The sequence below is a fragment of the Streptomyces sp. NPDC104202 genome, from assembly GCF_055584185.1.
Window position 1 is genome coordinate 1 of record NZ_JBVJMN010000073.1, and the last position, 17,757, is coordinate 17,757.

The 17,757-nt window shown below is 75.2% G+C and carries 13 protein-coding genes; 7 read left to right on the forward strand and 6 right to left on the reverse strand.

Features of this window, described 5'->3' with window-relative positions:
• Positions 1–200 precede the first annotated feature (200 nt).
• From ACZ60W_RS32560 to yczE, 4 genes are all read right to left on the reverse strand, one after another.
• On the reverse strand, positions 201–575 hold the full coding sequence (locus tag ACZ60W_RS32560; RefSeq protein ID WP_015032218.1) for an RNA polymerase-binding protein RbpA: 375 nt from the start codon (positions 573–575) through the stop codon (positions 201–203).
• A gap of 255 nt (positions 576–830) precedes the next feature.
• On the reverse strand, positions 831–2,201 hold the full coding sequence (locus ACZ60W_RS32565; RefSeq protein ID WP_469758999.1) for an MFS transporter: 1,371 nt from the start codon (positions 2,199–2,201) through the stop codon (positions 831–833).
• 56 nt (positions 2,202–2,257) lie between these two features.
• Positions 2,258–3,022, reverse strand: a complete 765-nt coding sequence (locus tag ACZ60W_RS32570; protein ID WP_469759000.1) for a glycerophosphodiester phosphodiesterase — start codon at positions 3,020–3,022, stop codon at positions 2,258–2,260.
• On the reverse strand, positions 3,019–3,753 hold the full coding sequence (gene yczE, locus ACZ60W_RS32575; protein ID WP_469759001.1) for a membrane protein YczE: 735 nt from the start codon (positions 3,751–3,753) through the stop codon (positions 3,019–3,021). Before yczE ends, ACZ60W_RS32570 begins: the two co-directional genes overlap by 4 nt.
• A 102-nt stretch (positions 3,754–3,855) precedes the next feature.
• Here yczE and ACZ60W_RS32580 point away from each other — a divergent pair, with 102 nt between their 5' ends.
• Positions 3,856–5,355 (forward strand): SCO1417 family PLP biosynthesis transcription factor, encoded by a 1,500-nt coding sequence (locus ACZ60W_RS32580; protein ID WP_469759002.1) that lies wholly within the window; start codon positions 3,856–3,858, stop codon positions 5,353–5,355.
• A gap of 299 nt (positions 5,356–5,654) precedes the next feature.
• On the opposite strand, the gene ACZ60W_RS32585 is transcribed toward ACZ60W_RS32580, so the two are convergent.
• Positions 5,655–7,301, reverse strand: coding sequence for a hypothetical protein (locus tag ACZ60W_RS32585; RefSeq protein ID WP_469759003.1), 1,647 nt, complete (start codon positions 7,299–7,301; stop codon positions 5,655–5,657).
• A 36-nt stretch (positions 7,302–7,337) separates the two neighbouring features.
• Entirely contained in the window at positions 7,338–7,532 is a 195-nt protein-coding gene (locus ACZ60W_RS32590; protein WP_015032212.1) for a hypothetical protein, read from the reverse strand.
• A 492-nt stretch (positions 7,533–8,024) separates the two neighbouring features.
• Between ACZ60W_RS32590 and ACZ60W_RS32595 the strand changes: the two genes are divergently transcribed.
• The 6 genes from ACZ60W_RS32595 to ACZ60W_RS32620 all read left to right on the forward strand — a co-directional run bounded on the left by ACZ60W_RS32595 (position 8,025) and on the right by ACZ60W_RS32620 (position 17,697).
• Entirely contained in the window at positions 8,025–8,417 is a 393-nt protein-coding gene (locus ACZ60W_RS32595) for an ankyrin repeat domain-containing protein (RefSeq protein ID WP_469759004.1), read from the forward strand.
• 255 nt (positions 8,418–8,672) lie between these two features.
• The gene (locus tag ACZ60W_RS32600; protein WP_469759005.1) at positions 8,673–10,088 is read left to right on the forward strand and encodes a HEAT repeat domain-containing protein; all 1,416 of its coding nucleotides are present in this window, start codon (positions 8,673–8,675) and stop codon (positions 10,086–10,088) included.
• Between the two features lie 580 nt (positions 10,089–10,668).
• Entirely contained in the window at positions 10,669–11,790 is a 1,122-nt protein-coding gene (locus tag ACZ60W_RS32605; protein WP_469759006.1) for a glycosyltransferase family 4 protein, read from the forward strand.
• Positions 11,787–13,034, forward strand: a complete 1,248-nt coding sequence (locus tag ACZ60W_RS32610) for a glycosyltransferase (RefSeq protein ID WP_469759007.1) — start codon at positions 11,787–11,789, stop codon at positions 13,032–13,034. Before ACZ60W_RS32605 ends, ACZ60W_RS32610 begins: the two co-directional genes overlap by 4 nt.
• Entirely contained in the window at positions 13,031–14,089 is a 1,059-nt protein-coding gene (locus tag ACZ60W_RS32615) for an SGNH/GDSL hydrolase family protein (protein WP_469759008.1), read from the forward strand. Before ACZ60W_RS32610 ends, ACZ60W_RS32615 begins: the two co-directional genes overlap by 4 nt.
• Positions 14,086–17,697, forward strand: coding sequence for a hydantoinase B/oxoprolinase family protein (locus ACZ60W_RS32620; protein ID WP_469759009.1), 3,612 nt, complete (start codon positions 14,086–14,088; stop codon positions 17,695–17,697). The genes ACZ60W_RS32615 and ACZ60W_RS32620 overlap by 4 nt, the downstream gene beginning before the upstream one ends.
• Positions 17,698–17,757: the final 60 nt, after the last annotated feature.

Genomic DNA, 17,757 nt, shown 5'->3' on the forward strand with positions numbered 1-17,757 from the left:
CCCCCCCCCCCCCCCCCCCCCCCCCCCCCCCCCCCCCCCCCCCCCCCCCCCCCCCCCCCCCCCCCCCCCCCCCCCCCCCCCCCCCCCCACGTCCGCCGTCTCCGGAAGCCCGCCGGGGGCAGCGGGCACGCGGAACGCCGCGGGGCCCGGTACACGGATCGTGTACCGGGCCCCGCGGCGTTGTCCTGCCGTTCGTCCCGCTAGGCCGACTTGCGGCTGTCGCGCGGATGAACGGCGATGTTCATCGCGCCGGAGCGCAGGACGGCCAGCCTCTCGGCGAGGACCTCCTCCAGCTCCTCGCGCGTACGGCGCTCCATGAGCATGTCCCAGTGCGTACGCGCAGGCTTGCCCTTCTTCTCCTCAGGTCCGTCCCCGTCCACCAGGAGAGCCTGGATTCCGCAGACCTTGCATTCCCACTCCGGCGGAATCTCCGCCTCGACCGAGAAGGGCATCTCAAAGCGATGTCCCTTCTCGCATGCGTACTCCACCGCCTGGCGCGGGGCCAGATCGATGCCGCGGTCGGTCTCGTAGCTCGTCACCACGAGGCGCGTGCCGCGAAGAGCTCGCTCACTCATGAATCGTGCCTCCCGGGCTTGTCGCCCACAGGACAGGTGTCGCTGTCGTCGTTATCCGGTCAACGTCCGGTCGGCGGTAAAGATTCCCGTGCCGGGTCATGCGTCGCCCGTCGTGCCGCCCCTTGTTGTACCCACCAGTGCCCGTTTTGTCACATCTGACGGCAGATGTGACCCGGTGTCTTCACCAAAGCAGCACGCAGTAACGGTCCGCCTGGCAGGCCAAACGCGTACACTACCGCCCTTTCGATGCCACGTCTAAATACGGTCCGGTATCGGGTTCCCCGCGGCCTCCACCGCCCGCCGCACCGGGACCCGGGCGAGCAGGGCGAAGCCGACCACGAAGAAGATCACCAGGGAGATGATGGCATCCCGGTAGCTCCCGGTCAGCTGATACGCGAGACCGAACACCAGCGGACCCAGCCAGCTGAGCCCCCGGTCGCTCATCTCGTACGCCGAGAAGTACTCCGCCTCCTTGCCCCGCGGCACCAGGTGCGAGAACAGCGAGCGGGACAGCGCCTGGCTCCCGCCCAGCACCAGGCCGATCGCGGCGGCGAGACAGAAGAAGAAGACGGGCGCGTCGGCGGGCAGGAAGTACCCGGCCACGAGGATCAGCGTCCATACGGCGAGCGACGCGAGAATCGTCCGCTTGGCGCCGTACGTCCGGGCGAGTCGCCCCATGCCCAGCGCCCCCGCCACCGCGAGCACCTGCACCAGCAGGACCGCCGTGATGAGCGTCGTCTGGTCCAGCCCCAACTCCTCGGAGCCGAACAGCGACGCCTGGGAGATCACCGTCTGGACGCCGTCGTTGTAGATCAGGTACGCCAGCAGGAACGAGAGCGTCAGCGGGTGACGGCGCATGTCCTTCAGCGTCGCCCGCAGCTGGCGCCAGCCGCTGCCGACCCCGCCCCCGGCGGCCCCCTCCCGGCCCTCCGCGCCCAGCCGCCGGTCGCGCAGGCGGCGCAGCGGCACGATCGTGAAGGCGCCCCACCACACGCCCGCGGAGGCCAGGCAGATCCGGACCGCCTCGCCCTCCGTCAGGCCGAAGGAGTCGTGGCCCTGGTAGAGGACCAGGTTCAGGACCAGGACCAGCGCGCCGGAGGTGTACCCGAAGGCCCAGCCGCGCGAGGAGACCGTGTCGCGCTCGTCCGGCTCCGCGATCTGCGGCAGATAGGCGTTGTAGAGCACCATCGAGACGGACAGCGAGGCGTTCGCCACGATCAGCAGGAACGCCCCCAGCAGATAGCGCTCGCCCGCCAGGAAGAACATCCCCGCCGTCGCGGCCGCCCCCAGGTACGCCGCCGCCGCGAGGAGCGGCTTCTTGCGGCCGGTCCGGTCGGCGACCGCGCCCACCAGGGGCATCGCCAGGACCGCGACCACGATCGACGCCGACACGGCGTACGCGAAGAGCGAGCCGGCCCGCACGGGTATCCCGAGCGGGTGCACGAAGCCCTCGGCGTCGGCGGCGGCGCGCGCGACCGAGGTCAGATAGGGGCCGAGGAACACGGTGAGCACGCTCGTCGAGTAGACCGAGCAGGCGAAGTCGTAGAAGTACCAGCCCCGCTGCTCGCGCCGCCGTTCGGCGGCACCGGCGGCGTACTCCTCCGGCTCGGTGGTCGATGCGGTCACGGCCGCGCCCCCTCGTTCGTCCCGTGAGCCGTCCCCGTGTCACGGGGACCGCGGGCTCAGACCCACGCACCCCGCTCGGTCATCACCGAACGCAGCGTCTCCAGTCGATCGGTCATGATGCCATCGACTCCCAGGTCGAGGAGAGAGTTCATGCGCTCCGGATCGTTCACGGTCCACACGTGGACCTGCAGCCCGCGCGCGTGCGCCTCCCGCACGAAGCGCCGGTCGACCACCGGGACCCCGCCCTGACGCTCGGGCACCTGCGCCGCGACGGCACCGACGCGCAGCGCCGCCGGGATGCCGAGGGAGCGCAGCCGCAGCCCGATCACCCCGCGCACCCCGTAGGAGGTGGCCAGCCGGGGGCCGGCCAGGCGATGCGCCCGCGCGACCCGGGACTCGGTGAAGGACCCCACGCAGACCCGGTCCCAGGCGTCGGTCCTGCGGATCAGCTCCACCAGGGGGACGAGGGCCGACTCGACCTTGAGGTCGATGTTCCAGCGGGCCTCCGGGAACTCCTCCAGGAGGTCGGCGAAGAGCGGCAGCGGTTCGCTGCCCGCCACCCGCGCCTCGCGCACCGCGGCCCACGGCAGGTCGCGGATGCGTCCCGAGGCGTCCGTGACCCGGTCCAGGGTCGCGTCGTGGAACGCCACGAGGGCGCCGTCGGCCGTCGTGTGCACATCGGTCTCGAAGTAGCGGTAGCCCGCCGCGGCCGCCAGGCGGAAGGCGGCCGCGGTGTTCTCCAGCCCGTTCGCCGTGCCGCCGCGATGGGCGAACGCGAGGGGGGAGGGGTGGTCGAGATAGGGGTGGCGTACGCGAGTCACCGCCGCAGTATGGCCTGTGCCGGTGTCGCCGGGGCGTCCGAGGAGGGGGCGGCGACCGGTTCGGGGGCGTCCGCGGAGGGGGCGGGGGCTCCTTCCGGCGCGGCTCCCGGACCGTCGGGCGCCTGCTCGGGGACGGCGAACCAGCGCAGGAAGAACTGGGCCAGTGGCCCGATCGCGAGCGCGTACAGCACCGTGCCCACGCCGACCGAGCCGCCGAGCAGGAAGCCCGTCGCGACGACGGCGACCTCGATCGCCGTCCGGACCAGCCGGATCGAACGGCCGGTCAGCCGGTGGAGACCGGTCATCAGGCCGTCGCGCGGACCCGGACCGAAGCGCGCCGCGATGTACAGGCCGGTCGCCACCCCGTTCAGCAGGATGCCCAGCACGAGCAGCGCGATCCGGCCGGCCGCCGCGTGGACGTCCGGGACCAGCGCCAGTGTGCCGTCCATCGCCAGGCCGATCACGAAGACGTTGGAGACCGTGCCCAGCCCCGGGCGCTGGCGGATCGGGATCCACAGCAGCAGCACCACCGCGCCGACGACGATCGACACCACACCGATGGTCAGCCCGGTCTTCTCGGCGAGACCCTGGTGGAGGACGCCCCAGGGCTCCAGGCCGAGGCCGCTGCGCACGAGCAGGGCGGAGCTCACCCCGTACAGCGTCAGCCCGACGTAGAGCTGGACGAGCCGGCGGGAGAGGTGCCGGCCGCGGAGGCCGGAGGCGATGGACAAGGGACTGCCCCCTGAGTGGTGGTGGTGGACTGGCTCATGACACTCTGTGGCGGGGGTCAGGGTGCCAACCATGGCCAATTCGGTGAAGGTGGACTGATTTCGATGGCTCAGTGGACTTCGGCCGTGGGGCCGGCCCAGCTCGCCCGGCAGCTCCAGGCACAGCAGTCGCGCCCCGCCGGTCCCGGCGTCCGCAAGCCGCCCGCCTACCGCGCCCTGGCGGACGGCATCCGCCTGCTCGTCCTGGAGGGCCGCGTCCCGGTCGCCGCCCGGCTGCCCGCCGAGCGGGAGCTCGCCGTCGCCCTCACCGTCAGCCGGACGACGGTGGCCGCGGCCTACGAGGCGCTCCGCTCCGAGGGCTTCCTGGAGTCCCGGCGCGGCGCCGGCAGCTGGACCGCCGTCCCGGCCGGGAACCCGCTGCCCGCCCGCGGCCTCGAACCGCTGCCGCCGGAGGCCCTCGGCTCGATGATCGACCTCGGCTGCGCGGCCCTTCCCGCGCCCGAGCCCTGGCTGACCCGGGGCGTCCAGGGCGCCCTGGAGGAGCTTCCGCCGTACGCCCACACGCACGGGGACTACCCGGCCGGGCTGCCCACGCTGCGGCAGATGCTCGCCGACCGCTACACGGCCCGCGGCATCCCCACCATGCCCGAGCAGATCATGGTCACGACCGGCGCCATGGGGGCCATCGACGCCATCTGCCACCTCTTCGCGGGCCGCGGCGAGCGGATCGCCGTCGAGTCGCCCTCGTACGCCAACATCCTCCAGCTGATGCGCGAGGCCGGCGCCCGGCTCGTGCCCGTCGCCATGTCCGAGGGCCTCGGCAGCTGGGACCTGGGCCGCTGGCGCCAGGTGCTGCGCGACGCGGCGCCCCGCCTCGCGTACGTGGTCGCCGACTTCCACAACCCGACCGGCGCGCTGGCCGACGAGGACCAGCGGCGGCAGCTGGTGGAGGCGGCCCGCTCGGCCGGCACCGTCCTCGTCGTGGACGAGACGATGACCGAGCTCCACCTGGACGACGACGTGGAGATGCCCCGGCCGGTCTGTGCCTTCGACCCGGCGGGCTCGACGGTCCTCACCGTCGGCTCCGCCAGCAAGGCCTTCTGGGCGGGCATGCGGATCGGCTGGGTCAGGGCCGCGCCCGACGTCATCCGGTCGCTGGTCGCCGCGCGCGCGTACGCCGACCTCGGCACCCCCGTGCTGGAGCAGCTGGGCGTGAACTGGCTGATGCGGACCGGCGGCTGGGAGGAGGCCGTGGGGCTCCGTCGCGAGCAGGCCAGGGAGAACCGCGACGCGCTCGTCGCCGCGCTCCGCAGGGAGCTTCCCGAATGGCAGTTCTCCGTGCCGCGCGGCGGACTGACCCTCTGGGTCCGTACCGGCGGGCTCTCCGGCTCCCGGCTCGCCGAGGTGGGGGAGCGGGTGGGCGTCCGGGTGCCCTCCGGGCCCCGCTTCGGCGTCGACGGCGCCTTCGAGGGGTTCATCCGGCTGCCCTTCACCGTCGGCGGCCGGGTCGCCGACGAGGCCGCCGCCCGGCTGGCCGCCGCGGCGCGGCTGGTCGAGTCGGGCGCGGGGGGCGGCGCCGAGTCGCCGCGCTCCTTCGTGGCCTAGGGCCTGTCGTCACCATCCCCTCGTTGCCCGCAGGGCGGCCCTGCGGCGTCTGGTGCGTGCTCTCGGTGTGCCGGGGGGAAGTGCTCGTACGGGACGTACTCGCGCTTTCGCCCGGCGCGGCGAGAGCGCGTGCCAGGCGTCGCGGGGCAGAGGGGATGGTGACGACAGCCCCTAGGGGGCGTCTTGCCGATCATGCCGAGCCGATCGGCGAGACACCGCCCAGGGGAACGCGACACGGAAGAGGCCGGTGAGGTCCCTGGGGTCCTCACCGGCCTCTCGGGCGTCCGGGGGCGGTGTGCTCAGCCCTCCGCGGCGACGGGCGCGTGGAGCGGTGCCGGGCCGGGGTCGTAGGCAGGCGGCGCGGTGGCGGGCTCGGCCTCGGTGCGGGGCGCCGGAGCCGGGTCGGGCGCCGCGACCGGGAGCGTCTGGGTGACCGAGGCCGTGCTGCGCTCGGGGAGGAGGTCGAGGACCGCCTTCCGCTGGGCCTCGCTGGTCGCGTCGTCGTACGGGTCGGGCGTCGCCGGCACCTGGAGCCGCAGCACCGGACCCGAGCCGAGGCGCGCGTACCCCCGGCCGGGCGGGACGTCGGGCGTGGGCGTGGTGTGCGGCGCGGCGCCCAGGACGGCCGCGATCTGCTCGGGCGCCGTCGGGCCGAGGACGATCCGGGCCCGGGTGTGGGTCCGTACGGCCTCGCCGAGGGAGTCCGTGCTGTCGGACTGCTCGGCGACCACGACGGTGACGTGTGCCGCGCGGCCGTGCCGCAGGGGCACCCGGAGCAGTTCCTGGGGGTCGGGGCGGCCGTCCGCGGCGGCCAGGTGACCGAGGACGCTCGGCCGGTCCAGCAGGATCCACAGCGGCCGCCGGGTGTCCTCCGGCGCGGGTTGGCCGGCCTGCCGGGCCCGGTTGGCGGCGATCAGCCGCCGCTCGGTCTCGTGGGCCGCCCACTCCAGGCTGGCCAGGGAGCCGGCGAGACCGCACTCGACGGCGAGGACGCCGTCGCGGCCGGTCAGGCAGGCGTACTCGCCGGTTCCCGCACCCTCGACGACCAGCACGTCCCCGTGGGGCAGGGCCTGCAGGGCGATCGAGCGGAGCAGGGAGGTGGTGCCGCTGCCGGGCTGGCCCACGACCAGCAGGTGCGGCTCGGTGGAACGGGGGCCGGTGCGCCAGACGACGGCCGGCGCGTCCTCCGTGCCGTCCGAGGCGACCACGGGCACGGTCCGCTGCACGGCGTCGGCGTCGGTGAAGCCGAGGACCGTCTCGCCCGGCACGGTGACGAACCGCTGGGCGGCGATGGTGGTGGGCAGGGCGGGCAGCACGCTCATGACGAGCCGGTTGCCCTCCTCGTCCCAGTCGAAGCGGTACTCGCGGCCGCGTCCCGACTTGGCGTGCAGCAGCTGCTCGATGCGGGCGCGTGCGGCCGGCTCGCCGTCGGTGAAGTACGGGGGGTAGGCGATCCGCAGGCGGGTGAGCCGCCCGTCCTCGTCGAAGGCGTGCTCCCCGAAGGCGCCGCTCCAGTCGCCGCCGTGCGCGAAGAGCGGGGAGGGGTCCTCGGGGACGGAGAAGTACGGCACGAGGGCCTCGTACAGGCCCTTGAGCCGGGCGATCTCGGCGTCGTCGGGGCCGGTCTTGACGACCGGCCGTTCGCGTCCCTTCCACGCCGCGGCGCCCATGAGGGTGACCAGGGCGAGGAGCGGCCCGTACGGCATCAGCGCGACGACCAGGACGCAGGCCGCGACCAGGAGCAGCGTGGGACCACGCCGTTCCTTGGGGGTCGCGGCCCACCTGGCGCGCGCTGCCGCGGCCAGCTTCCGCAGACCACGGGTGACCGTGATCAGTGGATGGAGCACGTCGGTGGCGCTGTCGGCGGCCGTGCGCGCGATCTCTCGACTACGAGCGATCTGTGCGCTGCCGCTGCTCAGAATGCGGGGGAGTGGTCGCCGGGCCACGAAGTACTCCTGAAGGGTGGAAGGGACGGAAGGGGGTCAGAACTTGATCCCGCCCAGGAGGCCGGCGAGGCTCTGCCCGCCCGCCGTGATGCTCGGGGCGATGGCGGTGCCTGCGAGGTAGAAGCCGAACAGCGCGCTGACGAGGGCGTGCGAGGCCTTCATCCCGTCCTTCTTGAAGAACAGGAAGCAGATGATGCCGAGCAGGACCACGCCTGAGATGGACAGGATCATTGGTTGTTCTCCTGGGTGAGGGGACAGTCACCATGAGTCCTTCCAGGTTCACGGCAAGTATCTATGTGACTAAAGGTGCAAACGGGTGAAAAACTGGTGTTTTCACTGCACCGGCGGAGGGCGGGTGCGCTGTCGGGTGGCGGAACGCGCGCGGTGCGCTAAGGGGTGTCGCGTCGGTCAGGCCGGATCGGGGAGCGGGGTCTGATGCCGTGGGCTGCACGGCGGAGGAGCGAGCCATGCCGACCGACGACACCGCGGCGAGCCGCGGTGCCAGGCGTCGCGAGCCCGGCGTGATCGGCGAGACACCCCCTGGGGGTAGATGCCCGGGCGTGGGCTGCGGTGATCTTTGCCGTGGACGGGCGAGGTCATGTCGGCGGACGGGCAGTACCCTGTCGATTCACTCGTACGGCGGCGCTCGCCGTGCGGCGACGAACTCCGGAGTCCCCGCCTCGGCGGCGGGCGACGGCACGGCACGAGAGGCGGCACCATCCGATGAGCGAGACCCCGGACCCCGAGGTCATCGAGCTGGCGACCAAGGTCTTCGACCTCGCGCGCACCGGTGACGCCGACGCCCTCGCCGCCTACGTGGACGCGGGCGTGCCCGCGAACCTCACCAACGACAAGGGCGACTCCCTCGTCATGCTCGCCGCCTATCACGGCCACGCCGCCGCGGTCGCCGCCCTCCTGGAGCGCGGCGCCGACGCCGACCGTGCCAACGACCGCGGCCAGACCCCGCTCGCCGGTGCCGTCTTCAAGGGCGAGGACGCCGTCGTCCGCGCGCTGCTCGACGGGGGCGCGAATCCGGAGGCCGGGACTCCGTCCGCCCTCGACACGGCCCGCATGTTCGGCAAGGCGGATCTCCTGGAGCTGTTCGGATCCCGGTGAACGGGCACTGAACCCCAGGTGAGAGCGGCATCGTAAATGTGGTCGCGGCGGCGAAATGGGTGGGTCATCATGACGTCGGGCCCGGCAAATCGGGCCACCGACGAGAGGCAGAGGAAGATGATCACTGGCAAGCGCAGGACGACGAGCGGCCCGACATGTCGCCGCACGGCCTAGGCGTACAGAGATGTACCGCCTGACCCGGGTCATCCCGGTATCCCCCGGTCGTGTCGACAGCTTGATGTGAGGCGTCTTCCCATGTTCGATCCAGTCATAGCGCCGAGCGGCACCCTGCTCGGTCTGCTGCAGCGGGGCCGCGGCGACGGCACCCTGCACGCGCTCGCCGCGCCACGCGCCGAGGCCCTCGCGGCCCTCAACCACTGCGTTCTCGACGACCCCCGCCACGACTGGCAGGTCGAGAACCGCTCCCTCTACTACGCCCGGCTCTACCTCGACCTCCACGGAGGCCTCGAGGAGATCGAGGCGCACCTCTTCGGCGCCGAGGACCACCTCGACACCGAGGACTCCAGGACCGGGCTCGCGCTCGCCGTCCTCGGGCACCTCGCCTCCTACGGACGCCAGGACGCCCTGCTGCTGCTCCGCCGTTACGCCGCGACCGGCACGAACTGGGCGTGGGCCCTGGACGAGCTGGCGCTCCGCGACGACGACGCCGGCCTGCGCGCGCTCGCCCTGCCCGTCCTCGCCCGCTTCCCGGCCGATCCGGAGGGCGACGCCGAGCTGGCCGCCACCGTGCGCGACGCCTACGAGCCCCGCCCCTGGCGACTCTGGGCCGAGGACCGGCGCGAGGCCGTCGCCGCCCGCGTCCGGGCCGCCCGTGAACAGGGCTCCTTCGACCGCTGGCAGCGCCAGATGAGTCCGGCCGGGCCCCGGCCCGGCTGGAGCGTCCGGGCCGTCCTGGACTGGGCGCAGGAGGGCCACGAGCGCGGCGCCGAGCTGTCCGGCCCGGCCGCCCGCTGCCTCGCCGCCGTCGCAGGACCCGAGGACCGGCCCGAGATCCTGGCCGCCGCCCGCCACGGCGCGGAGGGAGCGCGGGGCGCCGCACTGCACCACCTCGCCGCGACCCGGGACCCCGCCGTGCTCGACCTCGTCGAGGCCGCCGCCGACGGCGACTCCGCCGCGGTCGCCGAGACCGCCGTCGCCGCCTACCGGCGGATGTGCGGCGAGGACGCGGTCGCCCGCGCCCGTGCCTGGGTCCGGCGCACCGACGCCCTCGGCGTCGCCGCCGCCGAGACCCTCGCCTGCCGCGGCACCGCCCAGGACGCCACCCTCGTCCTCGGAGCCCTGCGCGAGACCATCCGCACCGCCGGCCCCGACGCCCCCGAGCTCGCCGTCCTCGTCGACGGCGCCGGGCGCCTCGGCATCGCCTGCGCGGCCCCCGTGCTGCGCCACGTCTACCGGGAGACGGCCTCCTCCCAGCTGCGCGGCCGCGCGGCCCGGGCACTCGCGGCCACCGACCCCACCTTCGCGACCGGCTTCGCCGTCGAATGCCTCTGGGACTGCGAGGAGACCACGCGCGAGGTCGCGGCCCAGCACGCCGAGACCGGTGACGTGCGCGTCGCCGAGCGGCTCCGCCGCCTCGCCGCCGACCCGGCCGAGGAGGCCGAGGTGCAGACCGCGGTACGCAACCGGATAGGGCCCGACCTCCAGGTCTGACCCGCATCAGGCCTGACCCCTCCCCAGGTCTGTGTCCATCCGTCCCGCCGCCCGGACCCCGGCGCGGCGCGGCCTGCGGCGGAGATCCCGCCGACCGTGGCCCCGCCCCGGGTGTCCGGGCGCTCGCCGTACGGGGGCGCCCGGCGTTCGGCCGTACCCGCCGTAGGGGCGCCTCCGATGTCCCGGCGCGTTCGCCGATCCGGCGCGCGCGAACGTCGGGCACCTGTCGTCCCGGTTCGGGCGCGCTTCCGGCGCGCCCGCCGCCGAGTCACTACGCCCGTCGAGCCCGTACGCCATCGAGCCTGGACGCCGCCAAGGCCGTACGCGCCGCCAAGGCCGTACGCCGCCTGGGCCGCAAGCCGTCAGGCCCGCCCGAGCCCCGCGACCGGACCGGCGCGCGCCGCGGTGTCCCCGTTCGCCCGGAACCCGTCGATCCGTCGTCCGATGTTCGGGGCCCGGGGGTGTCCGGACGGGCCCCGGGGGTCCACCGGCCGCCGCGCGGCGAAACGCTCACGGGCCGTTCCCCCGCCGTCCAGATCGACGTCGGCGGGTACACGCCGAGCGCGACGACAACACCCCTATGCGTGTCGTCATCGTCACCGAATCCTTCCCTCCCGACGTCAACGGAGTGGCGCACTGCGCCCTGCAGACCGCGCGCCACCTCGTCCGGCGGGGACACTCCCCGCTCGTCATCGCCCCCGCCGTCGCCGACCCCGCCGCGGACGCCGACGCCCCCTGCGCCGTCGTGCGGGTCCCCTCGCTGCCCCTGCCCGGCTATCCGCAGGTACGGGTCGCCCTGCCCAGCCGCAGGGTCGCCGCCGCCATCGCCGCGCACCGCGCCGACATCGTCCACCTCGCCGGGCCGTTCGTCCTCGGCGTGCGCGGGATGACGGCCGCCGCCCGGCTCGGCATCCCCGCCGTCGCCGTCTACCAGACGGACCTCGCCGGCTACGCGCGCACGTACGTGGGGACGGGCGAGGGCACCGCCTGGCGCCGCCTCCGCGCCGTGCACGGCGCGGCCGACCGCACCCTCGCCCCGTCCTCCGCCGCCGTGCGCGACCTGGAGGACCACGGCATCGGGCGCATCAGGCTCTGGGGGCGCGGCGTGGACACCGACCGCTTCCGCCCCGGACTGCGCGACGCCGCCCTCCGCCGCGCACTGGCCCCCGGCGGCGAACTGCTCGTCGGCTACGTCGGCCGGCTCGCCCCCGAGAAGCGCGTGGACCTGCTCGCCGGAGCGTGCGCGCTCCCCGGCGTACGGGTCGTCGTGGTCGGCGACGGGCCGAGCGCCCCGGCGCTGCGCTCGGCCCTTCCGGGCGCCCGGTTCCTCGGCCGCCGGACCGGCGCCGACCTGGCCCGGATCTTCGCCTCGCTGGACGTCTTCGCCCACACCGGCCCGCACGAGACCTTCTGCCAGACCGTCCAGGAGGCGATGGCGAGCGGGGTCCCGGTGATCGCGCCGGCCGCCGGAGGCCCCCTGGACCTGGTCGACCACGGGCGGACCGGACTGCTCGTCCCGCCGGGCGACCCGGACGCCCTCACCGGCGCCGTCGCCGGCCTCGCCGCCGCGCCCGAGACCCGGGCCGCCTTCGCCCTGCGCGGCCGGGCCGCCGTCGAGGGACGCACCTGGGAGGCCCTCGGCGACGAGCTGATCGGCCACTACCGGGAGGTCCTGCGCGAGCGGACGGCGGTGGCGGCATGAGCGGCGTCGGTACGGAACGGGGCGCGCGGGCGACCGTCACGACGGCCGGGGAGCCGGGCCTCCGGCGGGCCGGCGAGGGGCTGCGGATCGTGCGGCTCGCCAACTTCGTCACCCCCACCTCCGGCGGGCTGCGCACCGCTCTCGACCGGCTCGGCCGCGGGTACCTGGAGGCCGGGCACGAGCCTGTCCTCGTCGTCCCCGGCGACGTCGCGAGCGACCGGCCCACCCCGCAGGGCCGGGTCGTCACGCTCCCCGGGCCCGTCCTGCCCGGCACCGGTGGCTACCGGGTGCTCGCCGACCGCCGCCGTGTGGCCCGGCTCCTCGACGAGCTGGCCCCCGACCGGATCGAGGTCTCGGACCGCACGACCCTGCGGTGGACGGGCGAATGGGCGCGACGCGCCCGCGTGCCCGCGGTGATGGTCTCCCACGAGACGGCGGACGGGGTGCTCCGCACCTGGGGCGTGCCGCCCGCGCTGGCCGCCCGCACCGCGGACCGCCTCAACCGCCGCACGGCCTGGGCCTTCGCGAGGATCGTCTGCACGACGGAGTGGGCGGAGCGGGAGTTCCTGCGGATCGGCGCCCGCAACGTCGCCCGTGCCCCGCTCGGCGTGGACCTGGATCGCTGCCGGCCCGGCCGCCGCAGCACCGTGCTCCGTGCCCGGTACGCGGACGGGGAGCGGGTGCTCCTCCTGCTCTGCTCGCGTCTCTCCGTCGAGAAGCGGCCCGGTACGGCCCTGGACGCCCTGGAGGAGCTCCGGGCCGCGGGGGCCGCGGGGGTCGCGGCGGCGCTCGTCGTCGCGGGCGACGGGCCCCTGCGGGGGGCCCTGGAGCGGCGGGCACGTGAGCGGTGCCTCCCGGTGCGGTTCCTCGGCCACGTCGCCGACCGCGAGGCCCTCGCGGACCTCCAGGCGGCCGCCGACGTGTGCCTGGCCCCCGGACCCGCCGAGACGTTCGGCCTCTCCGCCCTCGAAGCCCTCGCCTGCGGGACGCCGGTCGTCGTCAGCGCCTCCTCCGCCCTCCCCGAGGTCGTCGGGACCGCCGGTGCCGCGGCCGCCGACACCCCGGCCGCCTTCGCCTCCGCCGTCCAGGGCCTCCTCGCCGAGCCGGAACCCGACCGCCGCCGCTCGGCACGCGCGCGTGCCGAGCACTTCTCCTGGGACCGTTCCGTCGCGGCCTTCCTCCGCGCCCACGACGCCGCCGGTGCGCCCACCGCGCCGCGCCGCTCCGGGGAGCCCCGCCGATGACCGGGCCCGCCCCCGCCTCCACGCCCGCGTACGCCGTTCCCACCCCGGTGGCTCCCGCCTCCGCCCCCGGGTACCCCGCTCCCGCACGCCCGGAGCGCCCGCCGCTCGCCTCCCTCCCGGGGCCGGCGTCCGGAGAGGCGCCCGCCATCGCATCCCCCCACGCCCCCGGCCGCACCCGGGGTCCCGGCCCAGGCCGCGGCTCCGGCCCCCATCCCCGTGAGCCCCTCAGGTTCGCCGTCCTGGGCGACTCGCTGAGCGAGGGCGTCGGCGACCGGGTGGGAGGTGCGTGGCGGGGATGGGCGGCGCTGCTGGCCGACGGACTCACGGCCGGCGGGCGGGAGACGGAGTTCCTGAACCTCGCCGTCAGCGGGGCCCTCAGCTCCGACGTGGCGGGTGCGCAGGCGCCCCGCGCCCTCGCCTTCCGGCCCCACCTCGCCTCGGTCGTCGTGGGGGTGAACGACACCCTGCGCCGCGGCTTCGACATCGCGCTGCTGGCCCGGCGGCTCGACCGGGTCTGCTCCGACCTCGACGCCCGCGGGGCCGTCCTCCTGACGGCCTGCCTCCCCGACCCGGGGCGGATGCTCGGTCTGCCCCCGCCGCTGGCACGCCCGCTGGCCCGCCGCCAGCGTTCCGTGAACGCCGTGGTGCACGCGCTCTCCGACCGGCACGAGGCGGTCCACCTGCACCTGGCGGGCCCCGCGTGGACCGACGACCGGAGCCTGTGGAGCGCCGACCGGCTGCACCCCGGCGAGCGCGGCCACCGGGCCGTCGCCGCCGGCTTCCACCGGCTGCTGGTCCACCGGGGCCTCGCCCACGGCGCGCCGCCGTCGCCGGACCCGGCCGAACCGCCTCCGACCCGCGCCGACGCGCTGTTCTGGCTCGCCACCGCCGGCACCGGCTGGGTGCTGCGCCGCAGCCGCGACCTGCTGCCGCAGCTCCTGCTGCTCGCCGGCGCCGAGCCGCGCCACCGGGCCGACGGGACCGGCACCGGACCCCTCGACGCGCGCGCGGACGCCGCCCTCGCGACCGCGCTCGCGGCCACAATGGGGAGATGAACGGGCGCTGGGAGTTCTGGATCGACCGGGGCGGCACCTTCACCGACGTCGTCGGGCGGCGACCCGACGGCCGGCTCGTCACCCGCAAGCTGCTCTCCCACGATCCGGCGCGCCCCGGGGACGCCGCCGTCGCCGGCATCCGGCTCCTTCTCGGCCTGGAGCCCGGAGACCCCGTCCCCGCCGACCGGATCGCCGTCGTCAAGATGGGCACCACCGTCGCCACCAACGCCCTCCTGGAGCGCCGCGGCGAACCGACGGTCCTCCTCGTCACCGAGGGCTTCCGCGACGCCCTGCGGATCGCCTACCAGAACAGGCCCCGGCTCTTCGACCGCCGCATCGTGCTCCCCGAACCGGTCTACGCGCGCGTGATCGAGGTCCCCGAACGGGTCGACGCCCGCGGCGGGCTCGTCCGCCCGCTGGACGAGCCGGCCGTCGCCGCCGCCCTCGCCGCCGCCCACCGCGACGGCTTCCGCTCCGCCGCCGTGGTCCTCCTGCACGGCTACCGCCACCCCGACCACGAGACCCGCGTCGCGGCCGCCGCCCGCGCCGCCGGCTTCACCCAGGTGAGCTGCTCGCACGAGGTCAGCCCGCTCATCAGACTGATCCCGCGCGGGGACACCACCGTCGTGGACGCCTACCTCTCCCCGGTGCTGCGCCGGTACGTCGACGGCGTCGCCCGCGAACTCGCCGGGATCAGGATCGTGTTCATGCAGTCCAACGGCGGTCTGCGCGAGGCCGCCCACTTCCGGGGCAAGGACGCGGTCCTGTCCGGACCGGCCGGCGGCGTGGTCGGCATGGCCCGTACGTCGGCCGCCGCGGGGTACGACCGGGTCATCGGCTTCGACATGGGCGGCACCTCCACCGACGTCTCGCACTACGCCGGGGCCTTCGAGCGTGAACTCGGCACCCAGGTCGCCGGGGTGCGCATGCGGGCCCCCATGATGAGCATCCACACCGTCGCGGCGGGCGGCGGCTCCGTCCTCCACTACGACGGCCGCCGCTACCGGGTCGGCCCCGACTCGGCCGGCGCCGACCCCGGACCCGCCTGCTACCGCCGCGGCGGACCCCTCACGGTCACCGACGCCAACGTCATGCTCGGCCGCGTGCAGCCCGCCCACTTCCCCGCCGTCTTCGGCGACACGGGGGACCGCCCCCTGGACGCCGACGTCGTACGACGGCGGTTCACGGCCCTCGCCGAGGACGTCGGCGACGGCCGCACCCCCGAGGAGGTCGCCGCCGGCTTCCTGGAGATCGCCGTCCTGAACATGGCCAACGCCGTCAAGAAGATCTCCGTGCAGCGCGGCCACGACGTCACCCGCTACGCCCTCACCAGCTTCGGCGGTGCCGGCGGCCAGCACGCCTGCGCCGTCGCCGACGCCCTGGGCATCGACACCGTCCTGATCCCGCCCCTCGCCGGGGTGCTCTCCGCCTACGGCATCGGGCTCGCCGACGCCACCGCCATGCGGGAACAGTCCGTGGAGGCGCCCCTCGACGAAGCCGGAACCCCCGCGCGCGTGGCCGGGCTCTGCGCCGCGCTCGCCGACCGCACCCGGGAGGAGCTGCGGACCGACGGAGTGCCCGACGAGGCGATCACCACGCACGCGCGCGTGCTCCTGCGCTACGCCGGGACGGACGCGAGCCTCCAGGTCGACCTCGCCGCCCCCGACGCGATGAAGGCCGCGTTCACGGCGATCCACCGGGCGAGGTACGCCTTCACCCTGGACCGGCCGCTCGTGGTGGAGGCCGTCTCCCTGGAGGCCGTCGGCACGGCCGGCCCGCACGGCCCGGCCGTCCTCGGCACGACCGACCGCACCGGACCCGTCTCCCCGCGCGCCACCGTGCGGATGCACAGCGGAGGCGGCCTCCACGACGCCCCGCTCCACCGCCGCGAGGAACTCCGGCCCGGCGACGCCGTCGACGGCCCCGCACTCCTCGCGGAGGCCGACGCCACGACCGTCGTCGACTCCGGCTGGCGCGCCACCGCCACCGACGAAGGCCATCTGCTGCTGCGCCGCGTCACCCCGCGCCCCGCGCGCGTGGCCGCCGGGACGGACGTCGACCCGGTCCTCCTGGAGCTCTTCAACAACCTCTTCATGGCCATCGCCGAGCAGATGGGCGTCCGCCTGGAGAACACCGCCCAGTCGGTCAACATCAAGGAGCGACTCGACTTCTCCTGCGCGCTCTTCGACGCCGACGGCAACCTGATCGCCAACGCCCCCCACATCCCCGTCCACCTCGGCTCCATGGGAGAGTCCATCAAGGAGATCCTCCGCAGGCGCGGGGACGACCTGCGCCCCGGCGACGTGTACGCGGTCAACGACCCGTTCCACGGCGGCACCCACCTGCCCGACGTCACCGTGGTGACGCCGGTCTTCGACGACACCGGCGACGCACTCCGCTTCGTCGTCGCCTCCCGGGGCCACCACGCGGAGATCGGCGGCATCACCCCCGGCTCCATGCCGGCCTTCAGCACGACCGTCGACGAGGAGGGCGTCCTCTTCGACGACTGGCTGCTCGTCCGGGACGGCCGGCTGCGCGAGCCCGAGACCCGGGAGCTGCTCACCGGTGCCCTGCACCCCTCCCGCGACCCCGACACCAACCTCGCCGACCTCCGCGCCCAGATCGCCGCCAACGAGAAGGGCGTCGAGGAACTGCGCAGGACCGTCGACGAGTTCGGGCTCGACGTCGTCCGGGCCTACATGCGGCACGTCCGCGCCAACGCCGAGGAGTCCGTCCGCCGCCTCGTCGCCCGCCTCGCCGACGGCTCGTACCGCTACGAGACCGACGGCGGCGCGGTCATCGAGGTCGCCGTCCGGGTCGACCGTGAACGCCGCTCCGCCGTCGTCGACTTCACCGGCACCTCCGCGCAGCTGCCCGGCAACGCCAACGCGCCCACGGCCGTCGTCACGGCCGCCGTCCTGTACGTCTTCCGCACCCTCGTCGACGAGGACATCCCGCTCAACAGCGGCTGCCTGGAGCCCCTGGAGATCCTGGTCCCGACCGGATCGATGCTCGCCCCCGTCCACCCAGCCGCCACCGTCGCCGGGAACGTCGAGACGTCGCAGGCCGTCACCGGAGCGCTGTACGCGGCCCTCGGCGTCCAGGCGGAGGGCTCCGGCACCATGAACAACGTCACCTTCGGCAACGCGCGCACGCAGTACTACGAGACGGTCGCCAGCGGCTCCGGCGCGGGCGACGGCTTCGACGGCGCCGACGCCGTCCAGACCCACATGACCAACTCCCGGCTCACCGACCCCGAGATCCTGGAGTGGCGCCACCCGGTCCGGGTCGACTCCTTCGCGGTGCGGGAGGACGGCGGCGGCCGCGGCCGCCGGCACGGCGGCCACGGCGTCGAGCGGCGCCTGCGCTTCCTGGAGCCGATGACCGTCGCCCTGCTCACCGGCCACCGCAGGGTCCCGCCGTACGGCATGGCCGGCGGCGAGCCCGGCGCCCTCGGCGAGAACCTCGTGGAACGCGCCGACGGCACGGTCGAGCACCTCGGCGGAGCCGCCACCACCGAGGTCGGCCCCGGCGACGTCCTGGTCCTGCGCACCCCGGGCGGCGGGGGGTACGGCAGCCCCGCACCGGAGGGGCCGGAACCCGGGTGAACGGGCCGCGCCAGGGACCGGCCGGCCCCGTGAGGGCCCTGCCGCCCCCACCCGCCCGCG